Origin of the sequence: Micrococcus sp. KRD012, assembly GCF_017168555.1 — a bacterium.
In the GTDB taxonomy this organism is placed as follows: domain Bacteria; phylum Actinomycetota; class Actinomycetes; order Actinomycetales; family Micrococcaceae; genus Micrococcus; species Micrococcus luteus.
Map to the genome: position 1 here is coordinate 1 of NZ_JABFBB010000009.1, position 2482 is coordinate 2482.

Here is a 2482-nt window from a genome sequence, read left to right on the forward strand (position 1 = left end):
GCGGAGGAGGAGCCGGCGGCGGCAGCGGTGCCGCTCTGCGCGGCGGGCGGGACGGAGGCGTCCGGGCGCGGGGCGGCGGCGGGATCCGGCCCGTCCGTGAGGACGGCCGCGGTGCGCCGGGGACGGTTCTCCGGCACGGGCGTCTCGCCGAGCAGGGCGGCGGCACGGCGGCGCGTGGAGCTGCGGGTGACCACGGGGATGCGATCGGTCTTCACGGCGTTGGAGGCCGCGCCGACGAGCAGGTGAGGCCGTGCGTCCAGGTCCTCGCGCAGCAGCAGGCCGGAGACCGGGCCGACCTCGGGCGGGTGGGCGGCGGCGAGGGCCTGCTCGGACAGGTGGACGTCCGGGACGGGGGCCAGCTCCTCCGCCGTGCCCTCCGCGATCTCGAACGCCACCACGGTCACGTTGTCCGGGGCGCCGCCCTTGAGGGTGAGGTCCACGAGGGTGTCGACGGCCTGGTTGAGAGCCTCCGAGTCCCGCAGCACCTCGTGGATCTTCTCGGGGGGGACCACGTCCGTGAGGCCGTCCGAGCAGAACAGCCACCGTTCTCCGGGGGCGACGGGCACCTCGAACACGTCCAGCTCGGGGGAGGCGTCCACGTCGCCGAGCACGCGCATGAGCACGTTCTTGTTCGGATGGAACGGTGCCTCCCCGGGCTCGAGGCGCCCCTCGTCCACGAGCTTCTGCACGAACGTGTGGTCCGTGGTGACCTGGGAGAACTCGCCGTCCGCGAGCCGGTAGGCACGGGAGTCGCCGATGTGCGCGATGTGCAGCGTGGTCCCCGCGAGCAGGCCGGCGGTGCACGTGGTGCCCATGCCGGCGAGCTTGGGGTTGGCGTGCACCAGCTCGTTGAGGATCAGGTTGGCGTTCTGGATCTCGTCCGGCAGCACCGTGGCCGGGTCCTCGTAGCCCACCGCATCCAGCGGGGCCAGATCCAGCACCGTGGACGCGCTTGCCACGTCGCCGCCCACGTGCCCGCCCATGCCGTCCGCGAGCACGGCCAGATGACGGCCCACGTAGGCGGAGTCGTCGTTCTTGGCACGGACGCGGCCGACGTCGGAGCGGGCGGCGTAGCGGAGGACGAGGGTCATGGGTCAGGCCTCGAGCTCCATGACGGTCTTGCCGATGCGGATGGCCGTGCCGGGGCCCACGGGCAGCGCGCGGGTGACGGGGGCGCCGTTCACGTAGGTGCCGTTCGTGGAGCCGAGGTCCTCGAGGAACCAGCGGGTGCCCTGCGGGAACAGCCGGGCGTGGCGGCCGGAGGCGTAGTCGTCCACGAGCACCAGGTCGGCGTCCTGGGCGCGGCCCATCAGCAGGGGACGGCCCTCCAGGGCGATGGTCTGCCCGGCCTTCGGGCCCTCGACCACCCGCAGGGTCCGGGACAGCCGCGGGGCCGGCGTCGTCGGCGCGGACGCGGCGGGGGCCGGCGTCGACGCGGGCGCGGGTCGGTCGACCGCGGACGAGCCCGCCCCGGCGACCCCGGCCGCGGGCGCTGCGGTGACCAGGCCGGCGTCGCGCTGGGCCTGCTGGAGGCGCGTCTTGTTGCGCCGGCCGACCACGAGGTCGCGGCCCTGCGCCATGACGATGGAGATGATCAGCACCCACAGGGCCAGCAGCAGGCCCATGCGGAGCACGGCGACGGCGAGCTCGCTCATGCGCGGCCCCCCGTCCCGCCGAAGAACAGCAGCTCGGTCTGGCCGACGGTCACCACGTCCCCGTCGCGCAGGGTGACGGAGCCGTCCACGCGGCGGCCGTTGACGAGCACGCCGTTGCGGCTGCCCAGGTCCAGGAGCGTGACCGTGGAGCCGACGGTGAGCAGGCGCAGGTGCTCGCGGGACACCGAGGAGTCCGGGATCACGAGGTCGGCACGCTCGGCCGAGCGGCCGAGGATCAGGTCGTCCCCGTCCAGGGGGAGCATGCGGCCGTCCAGCTCGAGGGCCGGGCCGGCGGGCCCGGTCACGGGGCGGCCCATCACGACGGTCGGCTGGTCGGCGTGGGCGGGGCCGGGGCGGTGAGCGAGCCGTCGTCCAGGCGGGTGACCACGCGCAGGTCCCCGGCGCGCACGTCCGCGTCCGGGTGGAAGGCGACCCGGACCGTGCCGGGCAGCGCATAGCCCTGGGAGTCGGCGTGGCGGATGACCTCGTCGCACAGCTCGCTGGCGAGGGTGGACCCCCACGAGCGGGCGCGCTCGAAGTCGGCGGGGGAGAAGTGGACCACGTAGCTGTTGGGCGCGACCGTGTGGCCCTCCGACAGGGCGAGAGACTCGTCGTCCATCGCCTGCCGCAGGGCCGAGGCGATCTCCACCGGCTTGACCGCCCGCGGACCGCCGGCCGAGAAGGCCGAGCGCACGACCCGCTCGAGGCCGCGTTCGAGGTTGTCCAGAAGTCCCACGACGGGGCTCCTTTCCACAGTTGTCCGTCCCGATACTACGGGCCGGGCTGGGAGACCGCCGAGAACAGCGGCATTCTGCGGGGTGGAGCGC

General features: G+C 74.5%; 4 protein-coding genes. All 4 read right to left on the reverse strand.

The features are described 5' to 3' along the window. Positions 1-1091, reverse strand: a 1091-nt coding sequence (locus J1M37_RS05400) for a PP2C family protein-serine/threonine phosphatase (RefSeq protein ID WP_206452269.1), incomplete at its 3' end; no start/stop codon positions are given. 3 nt (positions 1092-1094) lie between these two features. Then, a complete protein-coding gene (locus tag J1M37_RS05405) occupies positions 1095-1655 on the reverse strand; it encodes an FHA domain-containing protein FhaB/FipA (RefSeq protein ID WP_002858202.1) in 561 nt (186 codons plus the stop codon). Further along, complete coding sequence (locus tag J1M37_RS11480) at positions 1652-1960, reverse strand: FHA domain-containing protein (protein WP_342345119.1); 309 nt, start codon at positions 1958-1960, stop codon at positions 1652-1654. Before J1M37_RS11480 ends, J1M37_RS05405 begins: the two co-directional genes overlap by 4 nt. A gap of 11 nt (positions 1961-1971) precedes the next feature. Then, positions 1972-2391, reverse strand: coding sequence for a DUF3662 domain-containing protein (locus J1M37_RS11485; protein ID WP_342345120.1), 420 nt, complete (start codon positions 2389-2391; stop codon positions 1972-1974). Positions 2392-2482: the final 91 nt, after the last annotated feature.

Coding starts and splice junctions, on each gene's coding strand:
- J1M37_RS05405 (WP_002858202.1), bottom strand. CDS start 1,655: ATGAGCGAGCTCGCCGTCGCCGTGCTCCGCATGGGCCTGCTGCTGGCC.